23 protein-coding genes are annotated in these 22,231 nt (G+C 52.1%); 11 read left to right on the top strand and 12 right to left on the bottom strand.

Annotated features, from left to right (window positions below; all coding sequences use genetic code 11):
• The first annotated feature begins 35 nt into the window (after positions 1-35).
• Positions 36-668: a hypothetical protein gene (locus tag OO017_RS15245; protein ID WP_266053468.1), complete on the top strand. Its 633-nt coding sequence runs from the start codon at positions 36-38 to the stop codon at positions 666-668.
• A 143-nt stretch (positions 669-811) separates the two neighbouring features.
• Here the strand turns inward: OO017_RS15245 and OO017_RS15240 are convergent, their stop codons facing one another.
• From OO017_RS15240 to carB, 5 genes are all read right to left on the bottom strand, one after another.
• Positions 812-1,429: a DUF4230 domain-containing protein gene (locus OO017_RS15240; RefSeq protein ID WP_266053467.1), complete on the bottom strand. Its 618-nt coding sequence runs from the start codon at positions 1,427-1,429 to the stop codon at positions 812-814.
• 79 nt (positions 1,430-1,508) lie between these two features.
• Positions 1,509-2,411, bottom strand: coding sequence for a 1-aminocyclopropane-1-carboxylate deaminase/D-cysteine desulfhydrase (locus tag OO017_RS15235; RefSeq protein WP_266053465.1), 903 nt, complete (start codon positions 2,409-2,411; stop codon positions 1,509-1,511).
• Positions 2,412-2,561: 150 nt separating this feature from the next.
• Entirely contained in the window at positions 2,562-5,018 is a 2,457-nt protein-coding gene (locus tag OO017_RS15230; RefSeq protein ID WP_266053464.1) for a YfhO family protein, read from the bottom strand.
• Between the two features lie 42 nt (positions 5,019-5,060).
• Complete coding sequence (locus tag OO017_RS15225; protein ID WP_266053463.1) at positions 5,061-5,339, bottom strand: DUF4834 family protein; 279 nt, start codon at positions 5,337-5,339, stop codon at positions 5,061-5,063.
• Positions 5,340-6,398: 1,059 nt separating this feature from the next.
• A complete protein-coding gene (carB, locus tag OO017_RS15220) occupies positions 6,399-9,212 on the bottom strand; it encodes a carbamoyl-phosphate synthase large subunit (protein WP_266053461.1) in 2,814 nt (937 codons plus the stop codon).
• Positions 9,213-9,376: 164 nt separating this feature from the next.
• Here carB and OO017_RS15215 point away from each other — a divergent pair, with 164 nt between their 5' ends.
• Complete coding sequence (locus OO017_RS15215) at positions 9,377-9,598, top strand: hypothetical protein (protein WP_266053460.1); 222 nt, start codon at positions 9,377-9,379, stop codon at positions 9,596-9,598.
• Positions 9,599-9,796: 198 nt separating this feature from the next.
• Entirely contained in the window at positions 9,797-10,204 is a 408-nt protein-coding gene (locus OO017_RS15210) for a hypothetical protein (protein ID WP_266053458.1), read from the top strand.
• On the opposite strand, the gene OO017_RS15205 is transcribed toward OO017_RS15210, so the two are convergent.
• Positions 10,205-10,858 (bottom strand): DsbA family protein, encoded by a 654-nt coding sequence (locus OO017_RS15205; RefSeq protein WP_266053456.1) that lies wholly within the window; start codon positions 10,856-10,858, stop codon positions 10,205-10,207.
• A gap of 313 nt (positions 10,859-11,171) precedes the next feature.
• On the opposite strand from OO017_RS15205, the gene OO017_RS15200 reads away from it, so the two are divergent.
• From OO017_RS15200 to OO017_RS15190, 3 genes are all read left to right on the top strand, one after another.
• Positions 11,172-11,537, top strand: coding sequence for a hypothetical protein (locus tag OO017_RS15200; RefSeq protein WP_266053454.1), 366 nt, complete (start codon positions 11,172-11,174; stop codon positions 11,535-11,537).
• 82 nt (positions 11,538-11,619) lie between these two features.
• A complete protein-coding gene (locus OO017_RS15195; protein WP_266053453.1) occupies positions 11,620-13,140 on the top strand; it encodes an HTTM domain-containing protein in 1,521 nt (506 codons plus the stop codon).
• A 74-nt stretch (positions 13,141-13,214) separates the two neighbouring features.
• A complete protein-coding gene (locus OO017_RS15190) occupies positions 13,215-13,442 on the top strand; it encodes a hypothetical protein (protein ID WP_266053452.1) in 228 nt (75 codons plus the stop codon).
• 76 nt (positions 13,443-13,518) lie between these two features.
• Here OO017_RS15190 and OO017_RS15185 read toward each other — a convergent pair whose 3' ends face one another.
• Both OO017_RS15185 and OO017_RS15180 read right to left on the bottom strand, forming a co-directional pair.
• Entirely contained in the window at positions 13,519-13,977 is a 459-nt protein-coding gene (locus OO017_RS15185; protein WP_266053451.1) for a hypothetical protein, read from the bottom strand.
• A gap of 74 nt (positions 13,978-14,051) precedes the next feature.
• Positions 14,052-15,137, bottom strand: coding sequence for a DUF3616 domain-containing protein (locus tag OO017_RS15180; RefSeq protein WP_266053450.1), 1,086 nt, complete (start codon positions 15,135-15,137; stop codon positions 14,052-14,054).
• An 89-nt stretch (positions 15,138-15,226) separates the two neighbouring features.
• Here OO017_RS15180 and msrA point away from each other — a divergent pair, with 89 nt between their 5' ends.
• The gene (msrA, locus tag OO017_RS15175) at positions 15,227-15,727 is read left to right on the top strand and encodes a peptide-methionine (S)-S-oxide reductase MsrA (RefSeq protein WP_266053448.1); all 501 of its coding nucleotides are present in this window, start codon (positions 15,227-15,229) and stop codon (positions 15,725-15,727) included.
• Between the two features lie 75 nt (positions 15,728-15,802).
• Here msrA and OO017_RS15170 read toward each other — a convergent pair whose 3' ends face one another.
• The 3 genes from OO017_RS15170 to OO017_RS15160 form a co-directional block, all read right to left on the bottom strand.
• A complete protein-coding gene (locus OO017_RS15170; protein ID WP_266053447.1) occupies positions 15,803-16,288 on the bottom strand; it encodes a hypothetical protein in 486 nt (161 codons plus the stop codon).
• 235 nt (positions 16,289-16,523) lie between these two features.
• On the bottom strand, positions 16,524-17,798 hold the full coding sequence (locus OO017_RS15165; RefSeq protein WP_266053446.1) for a zinc dependent phospholipase C family protein: 1,275 nt from the start codon (positions 17,796-17,798) through the stop codon (positions 16,524-16,526).
• 39 nt (positions 17,799-17,837) lie between these two features.
• The gene (locus OO017_RS15160) at positions 17,838-18,635 is read right to left on the bottom strand and encodes a phosphatase PAP2 family protein (protein WP_266053444.1); all 798 of its coding nucleotides are present in this window, start codon (positions 18,633-18,635) and stop codon (positions 17,838-17,840) included.
• Positions 18,636-18,776: 141 nt separating this feature from the next.
• Between OO017_RS15160 and OO017_RS15155 the strand changes: the two genes are divergently transcribed.
• The 4 genes from OO017_RS15155 to OO017_RS15140 all read left to right on the top strand — a co-directional run bounded on the left by OO017_RS15155 (position 18,777) and on the right by OO017_RS15140 (position 21,638).
• Positions 18,777-19,337, top strand: coding sequence for a DUF4864 domain-containing protein (locus OO017_RS15155; RefSeq protein WP_266053443.1), 561 nt, complete (start codon positions 18,777-18,779; stop codon positions 19,335-19,337).
• 142 nt (positions 19,338-19,479) lie between these two features.
• A complete protein-coding gene (locus OO017_RS15150; RefSeq protein WP_266053442.1) occupies positions 19,480-20,496 on the top strand; it encodes a dipeptidase in 1,017 nt (338 codons plus the stop codon).
• A 186-nt stretch (positions 20,497-20,682) separates the two neighbouring features.
• Positions 20,683-20,868 (top strand): hypothetical protein, encoded by a 186-nt coding sequence (locus OO017_RS15145; protein WP_266053441.1) that lies wholly within the window; start codon positions 20,683-20,685, stop codon positions 20,866-20,868.
• 110 nt (positions 20,869-20,978) lie between these two features.
• A complete protein-coding gene (locus OO017_RS15140) occupies positions 20,979-21,638 on the top strand; it encodes a hypothetical protein (RefSeq protein ID WP_266053440.1) in 660 nt (219 codons plus the stop codon).
• 22 nt (positions 21,639-21,660) lie between these two features.
• On the opposite strand, the gene OO017_RS15135 is transcribed toward OO017_RS15140, so the two are convergent.
• Positions 21,661-22,221: a DUF4142 domain-containing protein gene (locus tag OO017_RS15135; RefSeq protein WP_266053439.1), complete on the bottom strand. Its 561-nt coding sequence runs from the start codon at positions 22,219-22,221 to the stop codon at positions 21,661-21,663.
• Between the last annotated feature and the right edge of the window lie 10 nt (positions 22,222-22,231).

The following is a 22,231-nucleotide window of genomic DNA, read 5'->3' as shown; positions in this document are numbered from 1 at the left end:
TACGTTTATACCTTAGTTGGAGAAAATTTAAAAGCATGTTGAAGTTTTTACCCTTTAGATTATTTATTCTTCTCTGCTTAACTCTCTTCGGATGCAAGCAAGAGTTTCCTGCTATTAAAGTAGATATAGAAGATTACAAGAAGGAGATACAAATCTTAAAAGATGGCGAAGTTATAAGGGAAATAACCAATGAAATAACGTTTCCGCCAGAGCTGCAATTCGAGCTAAACTCGATGGTAAGCTACGATATTGACTCTCTAAATCGAATCTTGTACATCAACAACTATGCTAAAGAGCTTTTAGCTGTTTCCATTGACAACGGTCAAGTGCTACACAGGTCAAGTTTAAAACAAATTGACTTCGATGGGGAACATACTCATGGTAAACTGAAAGGAAAAGTTTTTCATGTTAAGAAATACAGAGACAAAGTACTGCTTATCACTAATATGGATGTACAGGTTTACAATGAAGAGTTACAGTTGCAGAAGAAGCTTTTAGATAGTGTGGCGTTGGATAATCCAAGGCTGCTCAAGGGTTTTATTGGCAGCTTTGACAATACTTTGGAAGGAGATTCTATTAAGCTAATTTACAGTATTCAATCCTATCAGTATGGGATAAATGATTTAGCGAAACCCGTTATTATAGAAGATTATACTTTTAAGCTGTAGCTGACTTATGAATACTTTCAAAAGGTCTAAGAGTAAAGCAGGCAGTAAGAAGAATGGCTTTATAAAATAATAACTTTTTCCAACAACACCTTTACGATAGCTACGCCACCGCAAAGCCCATTACGTTAGCTAGATAATATTCCCTACCGCTTCGGCCCCATCTCCGGGTTCTGGATTCTGCGCTGCGGCACCAGCACCACGCGGCGGCCGGTTACTTCCTCTAAAATCGGCTTGAGTACCTTTTCAGCGTTTACCTTCGTCTGGTCTAGTATACCGGAGCTCAGGGCAGCCTTTTTTACGTTGGCCTCGGCATACTTATAACTTTCCTGCACCAGGTCGGCATCCTGAAAGTAGGTATTTTCTTTGCTGAAGACTTTGGTCTTGCTGTGGTCTATCTTATAGTAGCAGATCTCCGGCTCCGGCAGCGCCACCTGAACCACCGAGTCGCCCTGGAATTGGATATCCGCCTGCGTTATTTTAGTAAAATCCACGCAGCCCACGGCCTCGCCAGTCACAATAAGTACCACCTTCGAGTTCGGCACCCACCGCGACACGTTCTTCTCATACTCTACCACATCCTTAAAATTATAACGCACCAGTTCCATGCGGCCCAAGTCTTCCACAGAAGTGAGCACCGTGTTGAAGTTCACGACCACCTCCGGCTCTTTCCTCTCGTCCGGTTTGCTGAAGTAATCGCCAACGGTGCGCCACAGGAAAATGCCGAGCGAGATAAGTATAACCCAGGGTAAGATCTTGATCAAAAAACGGAGTAAAAGCATCGGTGCCAGTATGATTTCAGGTACAGATACGGAATTGCAAACATTATGCTACAATTTATACTTACCCCCGCACGCCCAACCGCTGCTTAAAACCGGCGTTACCCTGCAGGCCTCCCGTATGCACCGCCACAATGCGGCTGCCTCTCTCAAAGTAACCCTGCCGGATCAGATCAAAGAGGCCATACATCATTTTGCCGGTGTAAATGGGCTCCAGCGGAATGCCGTGCTGCTGTTCGAAAGTATCCATAAAAGCCAGCAGCTCCGGCTTTACCTTGGCATAGCCCCCAAAATGGTAATCGGTGATGAGCTGCCAGTTGCCGTAATGCTGCCCGCTGTAGGCCTGCACCAGCTGTTCAACCTCCTGCTGCAAAAACTCGCCGCCTTTTAGCGCCGGAAAGCCCAGTGCATTGTGCTCGCCTGCCAGCCCTGCCACAATACCAGCAAACGTGCCACCAGTGCCCAGGGCGCAGCAAATGTAGTCATACTGTATATCGATGTCCTGCACAATCTCTGCGCAGCCTTTTACGGCCAGCAGGTTGGTGCCGCCCTCTGGTAGCAGGTATACTTCACCAAAAGTCTGCAGTAGCTCTTCCTGAAAGCCGGGTTCGCTTTTTTGCCTGTACTTTTCACGGCTGATGTAATGCAGCTCCATGCCGCAGGACGCGGCGAAGCTGAGCGTCGGGTTGAGCGGCAGGTGCTCCTCGCCCCGGATGATGCCGATGGTCTTGAAACCGTACTCTTTGCCCGCCGCCGCTGTGGCTGCGATGTGGTTGGAGTAGGCCCCTCCGAAGGTAAGCAAGGTATAATGCCCTAGCCTCTTTGCCTCCTGCAGGTTATACTTTAGCTTGCGCCATTTATTGCCCGAGATGTGCGGATGCAGCAGGTCCTCCCGCTTCACCCACAGCTCCACCCCCTGCTCCTGCAGCAGTTTATCCTCCAGCTTCTGTAACGGTGCCTCTTCCATACTTACAAGGTTACCAAAAAAGAAGCCCCAGCAACAGCCAGGGCTAAACTTTATAAATTGTCTAAATCAGGATTTACAGAACTATAGGATGTGCAGGATTAAGATTAACTCTCTCCTAAACTCTCTAACTTTTTAACCTTCTAACTCCAATTACACTTTCTCCACGATCGGCTCCTCTACCGGCTCTTTCTTTACGGCGTAGAAGATGGCCCCGGCCACTACCAGCACCAGTAGGATAGAGGAAATCAATGAAACCGTATTGCCTGTATAGTATGACTGCGGCGCAAACTTAAACTCGATGGTGTGCTTGCCTTCCGGCACCTCCATGGCACGCAGCACATAGTTGGCGCGGAAGTGATCCACTGGCTCACCGTCCAGGTAGGCCTGCCATCCTTCCGGGTAGTAAATCTCCGAGAACACCACCAGCCCTTCTTTGGCAGCCTCATACTCATACTTCAGGTAGTTTGGCTCGTATTCTGTTAGTTTGATGTTAGCGTCATCTGCGCTGAAGTAACGTCTTTCAACCGGGAATTTGTTTACGTCCACCACTGCGGTAGCACCGGCATCAAACATGGTCAGTGCCTCCAGCTCCTCGTCCGGCGATTGCACCGGCTTCACCTCCTCTATAAACCAGGCATTGCCCAGGGCATCCGGAATTCGCTGCACAGGTTGCTTCGGATTTCCGGTGATGGCGTAGCGGGTGTTGAGCATGCGCAGCACCTCCAGGTTATTCTGTGCGATGTGACGATCGATCAGGTCCTGGTAACGGCGCATCTTGGCGCCATGGTATCCGCCCACCGACTTATGAAAGTAGGACGTACGGGCATCGTTAAACGGATTCGGCAGGTTGATCACGCGGTAGCTCAGGCCTCTTGACTTGTCTTCTGTATCCTGCAGAATCATCTGGTCGGCAGGGGTTGGCTGGAAGAAATTGGCCTCCACACGGCGCTCAAAGTCACCGTTGTTCAGGTAACGCTGGTCCACCGACCACAAATCCACAAGCACAAGTATACCCACACCGGCCATGGCCACCGTAGCAGACAGCTTGTTTTTCACGTAGAAGTATAGCAAAGCGGCCGCCAGAAGTATAAACACCAGCGAGCGGAAAGCGTCGGAGCGCATCATGCTCTCACGGTCGGCACGGATAGCGTCAATCGGGAACTGCGCCTGAATCAGCTGCTGGTCAGCGGCTGACACAAAGCTGGCGGTACCGGCAAACAGCCACACCAGCAAACTGATGCCCGCCGTTATACCCGCAGAAATGAGCAGTTTCTTGTCCAGCTCCTTGATCTGGCTACGCTCGTTTATCAGTTTCCACAGCGCAAGTATGGCCAGGAACGGAATCGTGATTTGCGCGATAACCAAAGCCGATGCAACTGCCCTGAACTTGTTGTAGAGCGGGAAATAGTCGAACATGAAGTAGTTGAATGCCTCAAAGTTCTTGCCCCAAGCCAGCAGAATGGAAAGTATGGTTCCGGCCACCAGCCAGCTCGTCCAGCGGCGATCCACGATAAAAAGGCCCAGTACAAACAAGAACACCACGATGGCGCCCACGTAAACCGGTCCGCTCGTCATCGGCTGCGCACCCCAGTACATCGGTAGGCCCTGCTTTACCAACTGCTCTGCCTGCGCCGGTGCAGCTCCCATTTTCAAAAACGCCTCATACGTTTCAGAATCTGTATCGAGCGGAGCACTGCTGCTGCCTCCGTAGAAGTCCGGTATCAGCAAGGTCATGGTTTCGCTCACGCCGTAGCTCCAGTTAAAGGCATACTCACGGTCCAGGCCGCTGCCCACGTTGTCGCCGTTGTTTGGCTGTGTCAGTTCAGACTTACCCCGGATGCTGTACTCGCTGTACTCCGCAGTAGTATACAATCTGCCGAAGTTCACGCCCACGGCAAGTATGGCCGCCACCAACAGCACCATGCCGCGCTTAAGCAGCTCTGCAATAGTACCATGCTTTACAGCGTAGATGATCTCTACCACGGCAAAAACCAGCACCAGCAGCAGCATGTAGTAGGTCATTTGCAGGTGGTTGAAGTGCAGGTTCATGGTAAGGCCCACGGCAAACAGTGCCGCGCCCACCCAGAGGTTCTTGCGCAGCGCATAGATCAGGCCGGCCAGTACCATCGGGATGTAGGCAATGGTAAGTGATTTGGTGTTATGCCCCGCCTCCAGGATGATGAGGTTATAGGACGTGAAGGAGAAAGCCACCGCTCCAATGATGGCCAGCCAGGTGCTCATGCCCATGGCTACCAACAGGATGTAGGCGCAAATCAGCGTAATGAAAATATTACCCGCCAGGGCCGGCAAGTCGAATGTCAGTATTTTGTGGATATAGCCCGACCAGTCGCCGGGAAACTTGGTTTGAATGAGGTAAGCCGGCATGCCACCGAACATGGAGTTGGTCCAGAGGGCTTCTTCGCCGGTGCGCTCGCGGTAATCCTGTATTTCTTTGGCCCCGCCCTTAAACTGCAGAATGTCGTGTTGGGCAAGGCCTTTGTCCTGGAAAAGGACCGGCGAGAAGTATACCGCCGTCAGGATAAGGAAAATAAGTACGGCGATGGCATGTGGCAGCACATCGCGCTTAAAGTTGAAGGAAGTTGTCATAATCTTTCAAAAACCCGAAATAGAGCTTGAAAGATAGCAGTTTTATTTTACTTCTTCATAATCCACGTACTCGCCGCCGTTGAAAGTCTTGCGCTTTGGCTGCTCGGGTATATAATCGATCTTAACTCCGTCTTTTGCACGCCCGTTGTCGCTATGGCTTTGCTGCTGTGCCTGGCGCTGCTGCTGGTGCATATTGGAGTAGAAAAAAGAGCCGTTGCGCATTTTCTTCCGGATAAACATCCCCAGCAGCCACCTGAACAGCGTGGGGGCCACCAAACGGATGAAGAAAATTATGAGCAGCGTGGTGAATATGAATTTCATCGTGATTTAGTCTTCTTAAACAAGTATGCCATGCCTACTGCAAAAACAGTACCGATGGTATGTTACAACTCTTTTGCCAGCTTTTTGTTACCTGACGTTTTGACTGGGTTCGGCAAAGATAAGGAGTATAGTTGTTTAATGCAGGTTTGCGGTGGTTAGTTCCGGGCAAAGGGAGGTAATGGTTGGATTGGTTTATCCCATCCGGCGCAAGTCCCCTGACTTGTGTCTAAAAATGATGTTGAGTTTGTAATCCCTTCCTGCTGGCCCTCTTACTGCTGGCGCGAGTTTATAACTCGTGTCTTTTAATGATGTCGAGTCTCCGACTCGACTGGCTTGGAAAGCCGTACTTTATACTTTGGCCATACTTTTATACTTGTCTCTCCCGCTGTTCTGGACATCCCTGTCCGGAACCTCTCTGCCGCGGATTTCCTAATCCGCGTGAGCCATACTTTATACCTTTACCTTAATAACTGCTGCTTTCTGTAGCTTGAAACAAGCTATCCTTACTAGCGACTGTTCATCCTCAGCCTTGCAAACCTTACCGTTGCACCTCTGGCTTTGGCTCCCTCCAGCCCGGGAGGGCTCGTCTTCCCGCATCGCGCTGTGTTCCCTCCTGCGCCAGGGCGCTGCCCTCCGGGCACCGGATCTCACAAGGCGCTCTTTATACGAGGGCCCCTACCCCACGGAAAGACTGGGATCAGTTCGATAGCCTAAGCTGATGCAAAATGAACCGGACTCCCTCTCCTGTTTTGGGGTAGGGGCCCTTGAGAAAAGGAGAGGGCTGGGGCGAGGTAAATTCCCCTCCTCGGAGGGGTTAGGGGTGGGTTTACATCTGCAAAAATCCCCTCCTTAGACTAGTGAGAACGCGAGTTCGAAAGTAGCGAGCGTAGCTCTGAGGGGCAGGGGTGGTTGGAACCGGCACTGTACTCTCTCCTTCCACTGTTTTGCACAGAGAGTTATTCGTATAAGAGCCATAGTTAGGCCAAGAATAATCAGGTTATAAAAACAAAAAGCCCCTCCCTGAAAACAGGAAAGGGCTTAAGTATAGATTTATACTTCTTACTTACTCAAGTACAGATTCCTCTCGGAGTATACTTTGGTGAAGTAATCGTCGTGCAGGTCGTCGATGAAGTAGATGGCCTCACCGGTGGATTTCATCTCTGGGCCTAGCTCCTTGTTCACTTCCGGGAACTTGTTGTAAGAGAACACCGGCACCTTAATGGCATAGCCTTCCTTGTGTGGCTTAAAGTTAAAGTCCTTCACCTTCGCCTTGCCCAGCATAATCTTGGTAGCGTAGTTGATGTACGGCTCACGGTACGCCTTGGCAATGAACGGGAAGGTACGCGATGCACGAGGGTTGGCCTCAATGATGTAAACAATCTCGTTCTTAATGGCAAACTGGATGTTGATCACACCTACTGTCTGCAAAGCCACCGCGATTTTTTTCGTGTACTCCTCAATCTGCTTGATTACATTCTCGCTCAGGTCAAAAGGAGGTAACACGGCGTACGAGTCACCGGAGTGGATGCCGGCCGGCTCTATGTGCTCCATGATGCCGCAGATGTACACATCCTCACCATCACAGATAGCGTCGGCCTCTGCCTCAATGGCATTGTCCAGGAAGTGGTCGAGCAATACTTTGTTGCCTGGGTGGTCTTTCAGCAGGTCGATTACGTGGGCCTCCAGCTCCTTCTCGTTGATCACGATCTTCATGTTCTGGCCACCCAGTACGTAGCTTGGACGCACCAGCAGCGGGAATTTAAGCTCCTTGCTCAGCTCCAGGGCCTCCTCAGCCGTCTCGATCACGGCAAACGGCGGGTATGGGATGCTCAGGTCGCGTAGCAGCGACGAGAACGAGCCACGGTCCTCGGCCAAATCCAGGGCCTGGTAGCTGGTGCCCAGCACTTTCACGCCGAAGCGATCCAGTTTCTCGGCCAGCTTCAGGGCAGTCTGTCCGCCCAGCTGCACGATCACGCCTTCCGGTTTCTCGTGCAGGATGATCTCATAAATATGCTCCCAGAACACCGGCTCAAAGTATAGCTTGTCGGCAATATCGAAGTCCGTACTTACCGTTTCCGGGTTACAGTTGATCATGATGGTTTCGTAGCCGCTTTCTTTGGCCGCCAGCACACCGTGCACGCAGCTGTAGTCGAACTCGATCCCCTGCCCGATGCGGTTCGGGCCGGAGCCCAGCACCACCACCTTTTTCTTATCAGACGCTACGCTTTCGTTCTCGCCCTCAAAGGTACTATAGTAGTATGGCGTTCTCGCTTCAAACTCGGCGGCGCAGGTATCCACCATCTTGTACACACGCTTCATGCCCAGCTCCTGGCGCACGTTAAACACCTCACTCTCGAGGCAGCGCAGCAGGTGGGCAATCTGACGGTCTGCATAGCCTTTTTCCTTCGCCTCGCGCAGCAATTCTGTTGGGATGGTAGCCAGGTTATACTTCTCGATCTCCTTCTCCAGCATATCCAGCTCCTCAATCTGAGCCAGGAACCATGGGTCGATTTTGGTCAGCTTCTGGATGGTGCTGGTTGGGATACCGATGCGCATGGCATCTTTTATGTTGAAAAGGCGGTTCCAACTTGGGTTAGCCATGCCATGGATCAGCTTGTCGTAGTCTGTGATCTCCTTGCCGTCGGCACCGATGCCGTTACGCTTGATCTCTAAGCTTTGGCAGGCTTTCTGCAGCGCCTCCTGGAAGGTGCGGCCAATACCCATTACCTCACCCACCGACTTCATCTGCAGGCCCAGCGTGCGGTTAACGCCCGGGAATTTATCGAAGTTCCAGCGCGGTATCTTCACGATCACATAGTCCAGGGCCGGCTCAAAGTATGCCGAGGTGGTTTTGGTGATGGCGTTCTTTAGCTCATCTAGGTTATAACCTATGGCTAGCTTGGCCGCAATCTTTGCGATTGGGTAGCCAGTAGCTTTAGAAGCAAGTGCAGAAGAGCGAGATACACGTGGGTTAATCTCGATAGCGATGATGGTATCATCGTCAGGGTTAACAGAGAATTGCACATTACAGCCACCAGCAAATTGCCCGATACCGTTCATCATCTTAATGGCCAGATCGCGCATCTGCTGGTACACCGTGTCTGGCAGCGTCATGGCAGGGGCCACGGTAATGGAGTCGCCGGTGTGCACGCCCATCGGGTCAAAGTTCTCGATGGAGCAGATGATGATCACGTTGCCGATGTTGTCGCGCAGCAACTCCAGCTCGTACTCTTTCCAGCCAAGTATACTTTGCTCAATGAGTACCTCGTGTACAGGGCTTGCGTGTAGGCCACGGGTAAGGGCGGAGTCAAACTCCTCAGGCGTGTTCACGAAGCCGCCACCGTAGCCACCCAGTGTAAACGAAGGGCGAATTACCAATGGGAAGCCGATTTCCTGGGCAATCTCCTTGCCCTCCAGGAAGGATGTGGCCGTTTCGCCTTTGCAGACGTTAACGCCAAGCTCCAGCATTTTCAGTCGGAACTCCTCGCGGTCCTCGGTGGTCTCGATGGCTTTGATGTCCACCCCGATGATTTTGACGCCGTACTTTTGCCAAATACCGGCTTTGTCGCAGTCGATAGCCAGGTTCAGGGCTGTTTGCCCGCCCATGGTAGGCAGCACGGCGTCAATCTTATGCTTCTCTAAGATCTCAATTATATACTTTTTCTCCAGCGGCTTCAGGTACACATGATCTGCCGTAACGGGGTCAGTCATGATGGTGGCCGGGTTGGAGTTGATGAGTATTACCTCTATACCCTCTTCTCTTAACGAGCGGGCGGCCTGGGAGCCAGAGTAGTCAAATTCACAAGCCTGGCCGATGATGATTGGACCAGAACCTATGATGAGAACGGATTTAATGGAGGTGTCTTTAGGCATTGGGTTGGTATGTATAAATTGCCCAAAGTTAAGGCAAAATATTGGGGCTCGCAAAAGTAAAACGCTGAGAGCCGGATTATTTTTAACACGCAGCCACCTTTTAAGCGCAAACAATGCAGCGACTTTGGGAGTAAGTACAAGTATAAACTTTAACGTTAAAACCTATGGGAACGCCGAAAGAAGACGATATTATTACCAACGCAGACGAAAGTAAGCGCCTGCCCGATGAGAACCCGGAGCCGCTGAAAGGAGTCAAAAAAGAGGAGAGCGAAATTCTGGACAATGAGCCGGAGGGAAAAGAAGAAGGCGGGAACGTTGCTGCTAAAAACGAGGAAGACACCCGTGAGCTGGACGGCAGCAATGCCAACAACCTGCGCACCAAATAAAGCAACAATGCCTTAAAGCCAAACGCCCCGGCGGCAGCTCATGTCTGCCGCCGGGGCGTTTGGCTTTAAAGTTGCAACAGGTGTTTCGGGTGCAAAAAAATATTCCAAAAATTCACATTTTAAAACAGAACTTCCTTTGATATTAGGAGTTAATTAATTAACATTAAAGTACATAAATGAACCCCCAAACGATGGCTTATGGTTCTATCCTCTACACCCTATCATCATTTAGAATACTATGCAGCCCATAAGGTAATTGTTAGCCAGTGGTATGGGCAGTGCACTAGTGAGGAGTACCGCGAAACATTGCATCACTTCCTGCACCTGGTGGAGTCTATGGGCATACCTTACGCCATTTCGGACCGCCGCCTGCTGCCACCCATTTCCTTAGAAGACACCCGTTGGACGCTGAGAGAGTTTATGGACAAGTTCCGTAGGCTCCCGCTTAAGCGTTTCGCCTTCATCAACTCCTTCGACCCCCATGCCGAAAAGCAACTGGAGCACTTTGTTAACAACGACAAGGTAATAGCCTTCCCTTTTGAGGTAGCGGTTTTCGAGGACCTGACATCTGCCTATGACTGGTTGATGGCTGCTGAAGCCAGGTAATTACTCCCCTGTTGCCGAAGCCTCCTGCTGTACCCGCTCTAAGGTGGCAGTCAGTTGCTCGTAAGGCTGATAGCCACGCGCCACGAGGTAAAGCTTTTCTTTAACCTGGCAAATAATGGCCGGGAACCCGTTTATCCCCCAGTTCTCCACCAACTCAAACTCCTGCTGCGCCTTCTCCAGGTACTCTTTACTCTCAAACTTCTTTCTGAAATCCGCCTCGTCGGCTCCGAAGGCGTGCACCACCGGCAGGTAAGTTTCTACTTCGTTCAGGTCTTTGCCCTCCACAAAATGCTGCTCCTGTATCGCTGCCGCCAAAGGCACCTGCTGCCCCGGGAACTGTTCTTTAAGTATGGCCATGGCTACGGCCGGCGGCTCTGAGTTGCTCATGTACGTGCCCTTATCCAGAATCTCGCGGCGGTACGTGTCGGTCAGTTTCATGCCTGTCGTTTCCTCCAGCCGTGGCGCCACTTGCTTAATGTAGTCGGCCATGCAACTGATGGGCCGCACGTTGCTGCCGCGTATCATGCCACCGCTCAGCACCTCGAAAGTATAGTCCTGCCCATGCTCCTCAAACAAACGCCTGATTACCGGGCTCATACCGTAACACCAGCCACACAGGGCATCCTGCACATAATATAGCGTACTCTTTTCCATTGCTCTTCGCTTTTTATACTTCCTTTCAACCGCACAACCGGGCAAAGGTTTGGCAAAGTGCCTCTGGCTACCGGTTATACCTGCCAGCTCCTCCCTAAGCCAAAGTTGCACCGGATAGGCACACAGGAGGCACAGCGCGCTAAAGCACCCAAACGCCACTCTCTTTAAAACACTTAATGACAGACAGTTGCCAAAAAACATTGTAAAGCTGCATTTGCACCGGCAGTTACCTGCTGCACTTATACCTTTTTGTAAATACCTCGTAGAAGGTAGATTAGAATTTTGGAATTCATTTTAACAAACACTGAACACTATGAAAAAGAACTTAATCACTTTCTGTGCAACGGCCTTTACAGTTGCCGCCTTCACTTTTGTTGGTTGCACCACCTCCGACACCACCACTGATAGTGAGGATATGGATACAACAGAGGAAATGGATGACATGGACACCACTGATGATGACTATGGCACCACTACCGGAACAACCACCGGCACCACAACCACAGGTACAACAACCGGCATGACCACTGGCACTACCACTGGAACTACCACCGGCACAACTACAGGAACCACGACCGGCACTACTACAGGTACAACTACAGGTACTACCACAGGCACAACTACCGGTACTACCACAGGTACAACTACCGGAACAACCACTGGCACTACAACCATGTAACTATAAAATAGCTTAATCTGATAAGAAGAAAGGCAGACACCCCACGGTATTTGCCTTTCTGTTTTTAAGACAACCTGCGCTCATGAAGTACCTGGAGCTATACCTCAGAAAAGTTTTCACTGTGGACCTGCGGGCGCTGGCCCTGATGCGGATCTGGCTGGCAGGTATCGTGCTGACTGATTTGGCCATCCGGGCCACCGATATGGAGGCGCATTACTCCAACATGGGGGTACTGCCGCTGCATGTGCTGCACCAGCACCTGTGGCTGCCCCAGTTTTTCTCACTTCATGCACTTAGCGGCCTCTGGCAGTTCCAGTTGGCGCTGTTTATACTTGCCGCAGCCTTTGCCTTTTGCCTGCTGCTGGGATACAAAACCCGCCTTGCCACCATAATAACCTGGCTTTTGCTGCTCTCGCTGCAGAACCGAAACCCGCTCATAGAGCAGGGCGGCGACGATCTGCTCCGGATGCTGCTGTTCTGGGGTATATTTCTGCCTTGGGGCAAGGTCTATTCTGCTGATGCCGTGCAGGCCCGGCAACAGGGCATTACCCCGCATCAAACCAACTACTTCAGCGCAGCCACCATGGCCTACATCCTGCAGGTGGGGTTGGTATACTTCTGCACGGCGCTGCTCAAGAACTCCCCTGAATGGCAAACCGAAGGCACGGCCTTATACTATGCCCTCAGCCTCGACCAGATTCTGATGCCATTGGGGCGCCTTATTTACCCCTACCCGGAACTGCTGCGCGTGCTCACCCTTGCGGCCTGGTACACAGAGCTGCTGCTTCCCTTCCTGCTACTCCTCCCATTCTACACTACCTTCTTCCGGATGGTGGTTGTAACGGTATTGGTGGGCTTTCATATCGGTATCAGCCTGACGCTTTTTGTGGGGCTCTTCTACCTCATAAACATTGCCTCTGTGGCTGGCCTCCTCCCCTCTCCCGCCATGGATTGGCTCGACAGGCGCGTGCTTGGCTCTTTTCGAAAGCCGCGGCTGGGGCAGTTTAAGAATATCTTTGGCAAACTTAGCAGCCCTGTAAGTATAAACGTGCAGATAAACTGGCGCAAACCACTGTTCCCGAAGCACCTGCTGGCCCCGATGCGCAACGGGTTTGTGGCTGTGGCGCTGTTCTACTGCATCTGGTGGAACTTTAGCGGCACCAACCTGCCCATCTATAAGATACCCGACAGCAGCCGCTGGCTTGGTTACCTGCTGCGCCTGGACCAACACTGGGGCATGTTTTCGCCTACAGTTTTTAAAGATGACGGATGGTACGTACTGGAAGGCTACACCCGAAACGGAACCAACATAGACCTGAACCAGCAGGGCAAGGAGGTTACCTATAGCAAGCCAGCCTCGGTGGTGGCGCTCTTCAAGAACGACCGCTGGCGCAAGTACTCCGAGAACTACCTGTTTATCCACAACGCGTACATGCGGCCCTACTATTGCAACTACCTGATGCGCCGCTGGAACGAGGCACACCCGCAGCAACCCATCCGGCAACTCGAAGTTATCTACATGAAGGAGCCTTCGCTGCCGGACTACCAACTGGCCACACCTACCCGCGAGGTGCTCTGCAGTTGCGCCAACCAGCCGGAGTAAGTATAAATCTTATCAATTCCGGATATTTCGCGTAAAAGGTACCTTACATACATGTTAAACAAAAACTGAAAACTATGAAACGCACATATGCATTTATACTTGCCGGCTCTATGCTGGCTGCCACATCGCTAACAAGTTGCGGCACCGAGAACACCACCGGCGTAGAAACCGAAACAGAAACGACCGATGTAGACGGCATGGAAAATGAGGATATGAACAACGGCACGATGATGGATGAATCCGTATCAGACACAACTATGGAAGGCACAGCCGGAGACACCATGAGCACCACAGGCAACTAAGATTTATCTATACTTCTAAAATAGAAAAGGCAGGTACTGTAGCGTACCTGCCTTTTCTGCTTTAAACTGACGGCATTCATACTTCTTCCGCCTCCTCGTCGCCGCTGAGGGCGTAGCCAACGGCAGCAGCCACCATACCGCCCAGCAGGTAGTAACCAATGGTCATTGCCTGTGTTTGGGGAGTGCGGTTACTCGGCTCCTCGCCCAGCCCCAACGGCCCCGGCAACAGTACAGCGCCTGCACCAGCCGCCGCACCAAGTATGGCACCGCGCCACAGGGCGTTCTTGCCAGTTCCTGCCAGGCTATAGTATAGCGAGTTCGAAACTATATCGCCGGCCAGCGTCCAGTTATGAAGTTCCTCCTGGTCCTGCGGCGGCTCCTGGTCAGCCATTCGCATCAGTTTTGAAAGAGCACGCATGCCCAGCACATCCATACGTGGGGCCTTCGGCACAAAGCGCCGTACAGTTTCGTGCAGCAGGGTTACCGCGCAGGCACCGGCCAGGCCGCCCGCCATTGCTTTTATAGCATTGTTCATAGTCTTATTCGTTATAGGTTCTCAGCGTCAGGCTGTTTAACAAGTATAGGCACTTTGCCAGCAGAAGGTTACAGTTACTCCACCAGGCGCAGCACATCGGCCCACACAGCTTCTTCGCCTTCCTTGCGCTCATCCGTTGGGCTATCGAACACTACCAGCACATGGTGCTCGTCTAAAACGGCAAGGCCTTCTGCTTTGTCTTTTCCGGTGTTCTGACCGGTGCCGTGGGGTACTTCCAGCAATCGCTCCAGCTCGTTGTTGTGCACCACCTGTTCCTCCTCGCCAACGGCGTTGGGCCAGCGGTAGATCGCGATCACGCCGTCCAAATCCATGGTAGGGCCGGCCAGCAAGTATAAATCCTTGCCAAAGAAGCGCAACTCCCGGATGCCCTTACCGCGCAGGTTCAGGAAATGCTTTTTGTAGGGCTTGCCGTTCTCCAGCTTCTTCAGGTGCAGCTTGCCTTCTTTGTCTTCCTCAGCCTCCACCTCCAGCACCATGGCCCAACCGCGCAGCACCGGTCCCCGCAGCCCGATAAAAATCCGGTGGCCGTAAATCGCCAGCCCCTCCACGTCAAAGCCATTGTCTTTACCGGGTATGTTCATGAAGGGAGCAATGTGCTCGTCCTCCTCCAGCACCTCCGTGAGCCTGCTGCTGTGGGTGTCGCCGTGCAATTGCGCCGCCCGCAGCAGTTGGCCCGGCCGCTCAGGGTCCTCCACCTCACGGTGCAGGATATAGTCGCCTGTGCTGGCATCCTGAAGTATGGGAATGCGCGCCAGCAGGTAGCGGTTAGGGTCGTTCTTTACTCTGGCCAGGCGTTTCATCTGTTTCCGGATGGACTGGTGGCGCTTGGGCTTGCTCCTTTTCAGGCTGTGCGAACCCATAACCCAGAGGTAGTTGCTGTCCAGCCCCATACCTTCAATGTCTATCTCACTGTCTCCTTTGGCAGGCAGATCCAGAAAATCCTCTAGGTTAAAGGACTGGTGCTGCGCGTAGGAGCCGTCGGGTTGCTGCGTGAGACGCTCAATCGTGGTGCGCTCATCGCAACTGAGCCATAGGTTGTTACCTGTACTCAGCACGGTAGAAAGCCCGTCGCGCACATGCTTCCCCTCTGGGTTTCGGCTCCGTTTGGAGTCAAAATGAAGTATAACCTTCTTTTTCATTCTGCAGTTTTAAAGTATGGAAAGGACATTTTACGAAATGCCAACCCTGTTGGTAACGCGCCCTCGACAGATAAATCATTTTTAAGACTATGGAATCGACAGAAAATAAAAAACGGGAAAAAGCCACGTTTGGGGCAGGCTGCTTCTGGGGTATTGAAGTTGCCTTCAGAAACACGCCCGGCGTGGTAGATACGGAGGTCGGCTACATGGGTGGCCACACCCCCAATCCAACCTACCAGGACGTTTGTTCTGACCGCACGGGCCATGCCGAAGTAGTGCAGGTAACCTATGATCCGGGGCAGGTAAACTATGACCAGCTACTGCAGGTATTCTGGCAGGCGCACGACCCGACGCAGTTCCACAGGCAGGGGCCTGATGTTGGGTCGCAGTACCGCTCGGTGGTTTTTTACCACAACAACGAGCAACGCCTGATGGCCGAGACCACCAAAGAGAACTGGCAGCAGTCGCCGGAGTTCAGCGGGCGCCAGATCGTGACGGAGATTGTGCCGGCCGATACCTTTTACCGTGCCGAGGAGTACCACCAGCAGTACCTGATAAAGCGTGGCGAGGCTACCTGCCGCACCAACTGATTAAGCCACACCCGTAAAAACAGCAAAGCCGAACCTATACGGGTTCGGCTTTGCTGTGTGGTTATGTATGCCAGCTTATTTTACACGCGCATTTGTGCTGGATGAGCTGGAGCTACTGCTATCCGGTCTGTTCTGCTGCTGCTTTGCGTTGATATTGTGCATGGCATCTTTGGCAGTAGAAGCCGCTGAGCCGATCTGGTTCTTGATCTTGTTTTTATTCTTCTGGCTTATGGCCATCCAGCCAGCGCCCAGCGCAAGTACGGCACCACCCACCATTGCCTTTTGCTTGGTGGTCATGTTGCTGAACTTAGTAGCTGCGGTGCTACCAAACTGTGTCAGTTTATCCTGCATATCCTTCATGCCACCCTTACCTGTGGTAGCTTTCTGGCTGCTGCGGCCCTGCATGTTCTGACTACTATTACTGCTGTTGCTGCTAGATGTGTTGCTTTGGTTGGTACTGCTTTGGGTACCGCTGGAAGGGGTTGTATTTGTTCTGGCCTGTCCTTGTGTCTGTGCGGCTGTACTACTTGTGGTCGTGTTATTATTCTTGTTCGTTTCCATTTGTTTTTATTTTAGTCTTGATTTAAATGATACAATTTCAGGGAGCGTCGGTTTAGCTGCTAAAGCTGCTGCTTAACCAAGCCCCGTAACTATATTTATCGTTAAACGCAGAGCTTAGTTGCGTTTAGGCCTATATTTTTAAATACAAACCCTCTTCTACAGAAAGTATAAACCACGCATACCATGCGCAGTAGCCTGTCTGCACCGGCACAAAAAATATACAATATTTACAGGCTTAGCGGCCTGCATGCAGCCGTTGCAGCTGCACCAGGTATTCCTGTGTTTCCTCCCACTCCTTTAGCGCCTCCTTATCGCTCCTGTCCGGAGCTTTGGCCTGCTCAAAGTACAGCAGTATGTTTTGCTGCAGGGCTTTATCAGCCTGCTTAAACTCGGCTTTGGCCAGCTTCTTCAGCAGTTCGGCGTAGGTTTCGTCGGTGAGGGGATAAGTGCCCGGGTAGGTAGGTTCTCCGGTGTCGAGCTGCATGTTCTGTAGCCGTGGGGTGTGGTGCTTGCCCATCTGCTGCAGCATAGCTCCATATTTATCAACCGTCATGTTAAAGCTTTCCATGTACAACTCCTCGGCCTTGGGCGGTGGCGGCACGAAAGCCAGCGGGCGCAGCGGCCCTACTTTGGGCAGCACCTTTATAACCCAGGCCACTGCACGGGCAAAAAAGTTTGGCCGATCATAGTCCCTGCCAAACTGTTCATGAAAACTGGCCCTGCTCATGCGGTACATAAACTGCCGCCTGGTAATGTCGGGGCTGGCCTCCTGTATCTCTCCTTTCTTCGCCTGCCAGGCCGCCTTGGTAAGGTCCGGAAAAATGCCCCGGATGGTATAGCGGTAACTGCCAATAGCCACCGGCAAACTCATGAACACATTGTTCAACTCCAGCCCATACGTTTCCAGGAAAGCCTCCTTCAGCAGCTCCTTCGCCACCTCAAACCCGATAAAATCTTTGTAAGCCTCTGGTGCGTAATTGCCCCGCGCCACCTGCAGCACATCAAACCCAAACTCTGTTTTTATATGTGAGATGGCGTCTTCGGCGTAGGTTACAGTGTGGCCGTGCTCCTGCTGCACTTTGGGGTACACAAGTGGAACTGCCTTGTTCGTACCGATCGGGTGGCCGTAAATATCTGCGCTGAAATGCGCCATGGCACCTAAGGCAAAGCCAAGTTCTTCCACGGTGTCGGCGTGGCGCACCAGGCTCTCCACGAAGTCGCCGCTGCGCACGTAATGGGTAAGGTCGGTAAAAAAGGTATTGCCGAAAGGATAGTAACCCATGTCCTGCACTATGGAGCCGCCGTAGGCATGTGCGTGCGCATTCTTCAGTTCCTCCTCGCTGGCGTTGGGGTAGCGCAGGAGCAGCAGGGGCTTTAGCCTGGTGTCCCAAACGGCATCTACCACCGCCTGGTGCGTGAGTACGCTGTAGGCCCGGGCGGGCAATGCCGGCAGCAGGGTGGCAGCCAGCAAGATGAGGCACAGAATGCCTGTGTGTAGTTTAAGTTTCATACTTGCCTTAATACGCATTAGCCCGGAAAAAGTACCGCTTTACCGGTTATGCAGGTTGTTATACCTCCTTTTGCGGTACAGCATCACCTCTACTATACTTATGCCCACCAACAGCCACAAGAGCCCCAGCAGCAGCCCGGCAAGCACATCAGACAGGTAGTGCACCCCCAGGTAAATACGGCTGAAACTGACCAGCACGATAAGTATAAAGGCGATAGCCGCCAGTAGTTTCCGATGCCACGGCACATCCAGATGCCGGTACAGGAAATAGGCCAGCATGCCGAAAAGCACCATAGAGGTTGTGGCGTGCCCGCTCGGAAAGGAGAAATGCTCTACGGCATAGTACGCCACATCGCCCAAGGGCCTGTCGCGGCTGATAAACTTCTTACCGAAACGCACTGTGAGGCCCACCCCGCCCAGGGCCAGCCAGAACGCAACCAAAGAAAGCCAGCGCCTGCGCACCAGGAACACCAGCGTAGCAAACCCGCCTACCACAAAGACTGCCTGCTGATCGCCGAACCAGGTAATGGCATACAACGTGCGGCTCAGCCACTCGGAGCGCATGTTAAACAGCATAGAGGTAAAATGCTTGTCCACCGTCACGATCCAGTCCGACTCCACCACACTCTCTGTCAGGTTAGAGAGCAGCATCATGTTTACCACACCGGCCAGCACCACCAGTGTCAGCGGCAAACCAATAAAGTAGCTCGTATCGAACCGCCCTGCCACAAAGGAGGTAACCCGCGGGAACCGCTGCCGCAGGCGCACCACCACCGGCTGGTGGAGCACCCAGCCGGTGGCGGCCCTCACTTTATCTGTCAGAACATCTTTTTTCATGGTGTGCTGTTGCCTGAGACAATATACGCAGACCCTGTGCTTTGTTTTCTGTTTTCAGGCATTGGCAGGGCACAGACATGCATCCACCCCAAAAACCGGTTGTTTCACAACAATACCTGCCTAAATAAAGTACATATTTACATGAAGGCGCAAGACAACATATTTGACAAGATCATGCTAGCGATCGGGGTGTTGTTGCTTGTTATGTTCTGGCTTCAGTTCCCGACGATGCCTACCGCCGAAGAGCACCACTACGCCACCTATACCTCTGCCAGTCCTGAGATAGCCCATACTTCAAAATGGACATACCTGAAGCCTGACAAGGCACTTTCGCCGCGCCAGGTCATAAGTATACAGCTTCGTGCCCTGCAGCAGAACGACCCGGCAGACAGCGGCGTGATTACCATGTTTAACTTCTCTTCGCCAGCCACCCGCGCCTATCTCGGCTCCCTCAACCACTTCCGGCTTATGGTTCGAGAGCCTGAATACCGTCCAATTATAAGCTTTAAAAGTTACAAAACAGGCCAACTGGTGATATCGGGTAAAAAGGCCTACCAACTGGTGGTGTTAGAGTCGGTTGAGGGGCAGCAGCAGGCTTATATGTTTATACTTACCAAGCAGCGCAAGGGCACTTACAAGGGTTGCTGGATGACCGATGGAATTGCCCGTATGGAGCAGACAGGCCTTACCAGCCAGCTGTAGTTCTTTGCCAGCCGCATCACCCAAACAAAAAGCCAAACACAAATACAAGCTATACTTGCCTTCATGAGTTTTAAGCTGGACTGCCTATACTTTGCCATGATTTTTTGCTCTAACTTAAGCTCCTAAACCTATACTGCTGCACATGAATCCAACGCCTGCCACACGCCTGCCCATTATCGACCTGCACTGCGATTTACTGGTATACCTGACCGACGTGCCCAACTCCGACATGAACAAGGTGGAGGAGATTGGCTGCGCGGTACCCTCGCTGGTAGAAGGCAACGTGAAGCTGCAGGTAATGGCCATTTACTCCGCCACCGGGCCGGGTAGCACCCGCTACGCCGAACTGCAGCGCGACATGTTCCGGCAACTGGCCGATGCCGACAACTGCCTGACCGCCGTAACCGACGTGCAGCTGCTGCAGGAGGCGATACAACGACCGGGAGGCACAGGCATGGTAGCCGCCATCGAAAACGCCGCCGGTTTCTGCGAGGAGGGCGAGCCGCTGGAAGAAGGCTTTAAGCGCCTGGAGAAGATGATAGAAGTATGCGGACGGATCCTGTACATCAGCTTTACCCACCATACTGCCAACCGCTTTGGCGGCGGCAACTCTTCTGCCCCCACGCATGGCATTACAACCGATGGCCGCATGCTGCTCGACTACCTGCATGGCCGCCGCATCGCCGTGGACCTCTCGCACACCAGCGACGCCCTGGCCTTCGACATCCTGACGCACATCGACACTGAAAGGCTCGACATCCCTATACTTGCCAGCCACTCTAACTTCAGGCCGGTTTGGCAGCACGAGCGCAACCTGCCCGATGAGCTAACACAGGAGATCATCCGCCGCAAGGGCCTGATAGGCATGAACTTTCTGCGCAAGTTCCTGAACACAGAGGACCCGGAGGCTCTGCTGCAGCACATACAGTATGGCTTCGGGCACGGCGCTGAGGACGCCCTCTGCTTTGGAGCGGATTACTTTTACTTTGCCGATGAGGTGGACCGTAGTCGATATCCATTTTACTACAAAGAGCATGAGCAGGCAAGCAGCAGCTACACCTATATTTTGGGTCGCCTGCAGAAGCAGTTTTCCGGGGAGCAGTTGCAGAAGCTGGCCTACGGCAATGCACAGCGCTTTATAGAGCGAATCTGGGGTTAGCCCTTGGCCGGGTTTCCATAAAAAGCGGTTTCAGGTAGTCCTCCGCCCCTTCTCAAGTATAAATTTAAAACCGCTGGTTTTATACTTTAAATTACCTATATTTAAAGTGGACTATACTCCAAAAATACCGGCCACAGGTATAATTTCAGGCAGAATAGATCCTGACCAACAAAAAAAATTATACTTATGAAATTTATCGGGTTGTTTCTGCTGCTGGCAGGCCTTGTTTCGCTTGTGGTGGAGTTTACAGGAGCTAATTTATTGGTTTTAAACTGGTTAAGCCAGTTCGGAGAAACAGGCAGCTGGGTAATTCGCATCGGCGTGACACTGCTGGGCGGCATAATCTACTACCTGCGCCGCCACGACGATTAACCTGGGGCAAAAATTTGTATATAGATTAACTGCCATGTGCCGAAAAACTCCGTATACGCATTAATAGTACCTATACTGTGCCGCAACCAGAACCTTAAAGCCGTAACGCCATGGATTCTCAGGAATATTCGCCACGCTATGTTCAGATTAACGAACTATACATCGACACGGTGGTGATAGACGAAACCGAGTTTATTACACTCTGGTGTTTTACGGTGCTCGATGATGAGTATAAGTTCGTGTACCTGGGCTGCGACTTCTGCCAGTTTAACCAGATACTGATTGCCGCCGGCGAAAAGGGCAAAGACATTGCCCTGCACATGGCCGAGGTGCTGGACAAGCCTTACGAATCTCCCACCCTTATTCCGGTTAAAGAGAAATTTGACGAGTACCTGGAGCTTACCGGCCATGACATTATCGTATATGAGCCGCTGGCACTGGAGGATGATTTAGAGGGTTTTGATGAGAATGACGAGGAGCTGCCGCTAGAGCAGCTTTTTGGTGGAAAGCCCAACAAGACACGCCAGAAATACCTCATCTACCAGCTCGACAGGCTATACCCTTCCAAAGTATTTGAGCCGGAGAAACAGGTTTCCGAAGACCTGACCGAGTGTTTTGAGGATGACTCGCTGGAGTTGGCCCAGTTATACTACGACTACCTTAACGCGGTGGAAAACGGTTACTCAGACTGCGAGGCGCGGCAGGTAGCGGGCTTGGAGCGCGAGCTTTTCTTCCGGATGGCCCGCAAAGCCTCCGACCTCTGGAAATAGAACTCGCTTCTATACTTATCGTTTATTCTGCTGCAGTCTCCACTGAGTCTGCTTCTGCAATCGCAGTGATTTCCTGGCGCAGGTGCGCCCGCATATCCATCAGCCAATCGCGGGTGGGGGTATCATCGGCCTTCAGGAACGCCTCTTCATAAGTATCCAGCTGGGCATTGTGGGTACTCAGCACAAACTCCCGGAAGTGCGTATCCAACTCTTCCCCCTCCAGTAGCTTAAACTCCAGCACCAGGCCCAAATCGGCGGCGCCCAGACTGTCGGGCAACTGAATATTGTCGTACCGCTCCGCCAACGCCTTCAGGTCTTCCAATGCTTTTACATGAAACGCCACTGCCTCTGAGGCTATATTTCTGATGTGCTCTGTAGTTCCTTTCTCTGCGGCTACTGTAGCTATCGCTACCTGCAGCATGTTACTGCTGGCGGCATAATCCCAAAAAGTAGGCTCCTGTTGCAGTGTTCTTTTTTGCGGGGCATTGTTGGTGGTGGCTTCTTCTGCTGTAGGCCCCTCACAGGACAGGGCCAGCAGAAACATGGCACCAAGGGCAAGGGTGATTACTTTATCTATGAACATATAGTCGGGT

Origin of the sequence: Pontibacter anaerobius, assembly GCF_026241195.1 — a bacterium.
In the GTDB taxonomy this organism is placed as follows: domain Bacteria; phylum Bacteroidota; class Bacteroidia; order Cytophagales; family Hymenobacteraceae; genus Pontibacter; species Pontibacter anaerobius.
The sequence above is the reverse complement of the archived record's forward strand: the minus strand, read 5'-3'. Positions and strand labels throughout refer to the sequence as shown.

Coding starts and splice junctions, on each gene's coding strand:
- OO017_RS15245 (WP_266053468.1), top strand. CDS start 36: ATGTTGAAGTTTTTACCCTTTAGATTATTTATTCTTCTCTGCTTAACT.
- OO017_RS15235 (WP_266053465.1), bottom strand. CDS start 2,411: ATGGAAGAGGCACCGTTACAGAAGCTGGAGGATAAACTGCTGCAGGAG.
- OO017_RS15230 (WP_266053464.1), bottom strand. CDS start 5,018: ATGACAACTTCCTTCAACTTTAAGCGCGATGTGCTGCCACATGCCATC.
- OO017_RS15225 (WP_266053463.1), bottom strand. CDS start 5,339: ATGAAATTCATATTCACCACGCTGCTCATAATTTTCTTCATCCGTTTG.
- carB (WP_266053461.1), bottom strand. CDS start 9,212: ATGCCTAAAGACACCTCCATTAAATCCGTTCTCATCATAGGTTCTGGT.
- OO017_RS15215 (WP_266053460.1), top strand. CDS start 9,377: ATGGGAACGCCGAAAGAAGACGATATTATTACCAACGCAGACGAAAGT.
- OO017_RS15210 (WP_266053458.1), top strand. CDS start 9,797: ATGGTTCTATCCTCTACACCCTATCATCATTTAGAATACTATGCAGCC.
- OO017_RS15205 (WP_266053456.1), bottom strand. CDS start 10,858: ATGGAAAAGAGTACGCTATATTATGTGCAGGATGCCCTGTGTGGCTGG.
- OO017_RS15200 (WP_266053454.1), top strand. CDS start 11,172: ATGAAAAAGAACTTAATCACTTTCTGTGCAACGGCCTTTACAGTTGCC.
- OO017_RS15195 (WP_266053453.1), top strand. CDS start 11,620: ATGAAGTACCTGGAGCTATACCTCAGAAAAGTTTTCACTGTGGACCTG.
- OO017_RS15190 (WP_266053452.1), top strand. CDS start 13,215: ATGAAACGCACATATGCATTTATACTTGCCGGCTCTATGCTGGCTGCC.
- OO017_RS15185 (WP_266053451.1), bottom strand. CDS start 13,977: ATGAACAATGCTATAAAAGCAATGGCGGGCGGCCTGGCCGGTGCCTGC.
- OO017_RS15180 (WP_266053450.1), bottom strand. CDS start 15,137: ATGAAAAAGAAGGTTATACTTCATTTTGACTCCAAACGGAGCCGAAAC.
- msrA (WP_266053448.1), top strand. CDS start 15,227: ATGGAATCGACAGAAAATAAAAAACGGGAAAAAGCCACGTTTGGGGCA.
- OO017_RS15170 (WP_266053447.1), bottom strand. CDS start 16,288: ATGGAAACGAACAAGAATAATAACACGACCACAAGTAGTACAGCCGCA.
- OO017_RS15165 (WP_266053446.1), bottom strand. CDS start 17,798: ATGAAACTTAAACTACACACAGGCATTCTGTGCCTCATCTTGCTGGCT.
- OO017_RS15160 (WP_266053444.1), bottom strand. CDS start 18,635: ATGAAAAAAGATGTTCTGACAGATAAAGTGAGGGCCGCCACCGGCTGG.
- OO017_RS15155 (WP_266053443.1), top strand. CDS start 18,777: ATGAAGGCGCAAGACAACATATTTGACAAGATCATGCTAGCGATCGGG.
- OO017_RS15150 (WP_266053442.1), top strand. CDS start 19,480: ATGAATCCAACGCCTGCCACACGCCTGCCCATTATCGACCTGCACTGC.
- OO017_RS15145 (WP_266053441.1), top strand. CDS start 20,683: ATGAAATTTATCGGGTTGTTTCTGCTGCTGGCAGGCCTTGTTTCGCTT.
- OO017_RS15140 (WP_266053440.1), top strand. CDS start 20,979: ATGGATTCTCAGGAATATTCGCCACGCTATGTTCAGATTAACGAACTA.
- OO017_RS15135 (WP_266053439.1), bottom strand. CDS start 22,221: ATGTTCATAGATAAAGTAATCACCCTTGCCCTTGGTGCCATGTTTCTG.